General features: G+C 29.0%; 1 protein-coding gene. It reads right to left on the bottom strand.

Features of this window, described 5'->3' with window-relative positions:
- Nucleotides 1-172: 172 nt before the first annotated feature.
- The gene (locus V6137_RS20915) at nucleotides 173-1,942 is read right to left on the bottom strand and encodes an IS1182 family transposase (RefSeq protein WP_425449889.1); all 1,770 of its coding nucleotides are present in this window, start codon (nucleotides 1,940-1,942) and stop codon (nucleotides 173-175) included.
- Nucleotides 1,943-2,084 lie beyond the last annotated feature (142 nt).

The raw sequence follows: 2,084 nt of genomic DNA on the forward strand, positions 1-2,084 counted from the left end.
GGGGCTGTCGGAAAATAGCAAATTTTAACTCGCCAGACCACAAATAAAGAAAAATGCTTAAGAACTTAATTTTAACTAGAAGTAAGTTTTTAAGCATTTTCTATTTTTTGACAAGAAAATTATTTCTGGACACAACAAAAAAACCTAGTACATATTTATTTTGTAAATTTTACTAAGCTACTTTTTCAGTATTTTTAGGCTCAAATCTCTTCAAAGTTCCTTGTAAAAATCTATGATATTTATTAAGATTTCTTCCCATGACATAAAACATCATTTCTTTATAGACTTTTTTCTTAGAACGATGATTAAATCTTCTTATTCCATCATTTTCTTTAATATCCCCAAAATGACCTTCGGTCTGTATAGAGCGTATTTGACGGTTTTTAATGCCTTTTTCACTAAGTATATTTTTTTCTGAGTGTTTCTTTAGTTCTTCCCAGTTTTCATTGATTTTCATTACTTTGTTCTTTTCTAGATCTTTATCTTCATCATAGTTGTATAGACATTCTGATTTATGTTTACATCCGCTACAATCTTCACATCCGTATACTTTATATGTCCTTGAAAAACCTTTTTCCCTTCGGGTCTCTACTCTAATTAACTTTAATTCCCTATTGGCATGACATATGTAATAGACTTGATTATCTCCATTTGCATCAGTTTTCTCTACCCTTTTCATATTATAGTGCTTTCCTATTTGCTGATAATATTTTCTGGTTTTCTTTTTTTCATGTTCTTGAAGCTTTATATAACTTTCTATATCATTATTTTTTAGATATAGCAGGTTTTTTTCACTACAATAACCACTATCAGCAGTAATGTCTTCCAACTTTACTCCTGTCATTTCATGGTGTTTTTCAATTATTGGTATAAGAGTGTTATAGTCAGTTCTATCTGAACTTACATATGTATGAATAATAAAATAATTTTCCACTGCAATCTGTACATTATATGCTGGTTTTAATTGTCCATTTAACATATGGTCTTCTTTCATTCTCATAAAAGTAGCCTCTACATCAGTTTTAGAATAGCTATTTCTATTATCCCCCATTATTTCAAAGGATTCCTTATACTTCATGAGTCTTTCCCCATATTCTTCAACTTTTTCATATATTCTTTGAAGTTCAGTTTTTTTCTGCCCTCTACCTTCTACAAAAATAATATCTTCTTCCTTAGCAATCTTTGTAAGGTTTGTCTGAAGGTCAAGAAGTTTAACAGGACATATATTGGATATTTTTATTACCTTATTATTAGAAATTTTCTTTTTCTTACTGAGCTTTCGTTCCTTGTTTTTTCTAATAATCTCTCTGACTTTGTCTATTCCTTCTATGACAAACATTTCTTCTTCATGAAGACTATATTTATCATCGTAACCATTTGAAGTTAAAAGTTTATTGTATCTTTCATAAATTTTTTCTATGGAGAAAAGTAGATTTGAAAGATGATAATTGATGCTTCCTCTCCATACAAAGGTATATCTATTAGCATTTGCTTCAAATTTTGTACCATCTATAAATAAAGATTTAAGAAATATAAGTCCTTCTTTTTCAAGAATTTTAACAAATTGATAATGAAGGTTTTCCATTATATAGGTAGTAGCTTTATCGTTCATAAAGTTATAAAAGGCATCTCTTTTAGGTCTTTCACCTTTTGCAAGCCACATAAAACATATATCTCTTTCACATAATTCCACAATTTTATCAACGCTTCTTACTCCTCGCATATTTGCATAGACTATAAGTGCGTACATCATAATTGGATTGTACCCTTTTCTTCCCTTATTACTGTACCTAGCTGTAAGCTGGTCAAAATTCAACTCCTCCAATACTTTTTTTAAGGTGTAGACTGCATCGTCTTCAGGTAATCCAATCTGATAAAGATTAAAATTCGCAATTTTTTGTTGCCCTATTTCAAAATAATCGTTATAATAGTAATTGTTCATGATAGTTATATAATATCATATTATATAACGGAAATGGGAAGGTTATTTTTAACCTTCCTTTTTTTCTTTTTTGCATAAAAAAATAATATAATGGATATCCATTATACTATTTTTTATTAACTGTCTATTTCCCGACAGCCCC

It is taken from the genome of Dethiothermospora halolimnae, from assembly GCF_037577855.1.
Lineage (GTDB): Bacteria > Bacillota > Clostridia > Tissierellales > VENL01 > Dethiothermospora > Dethiothermospora halolimnae.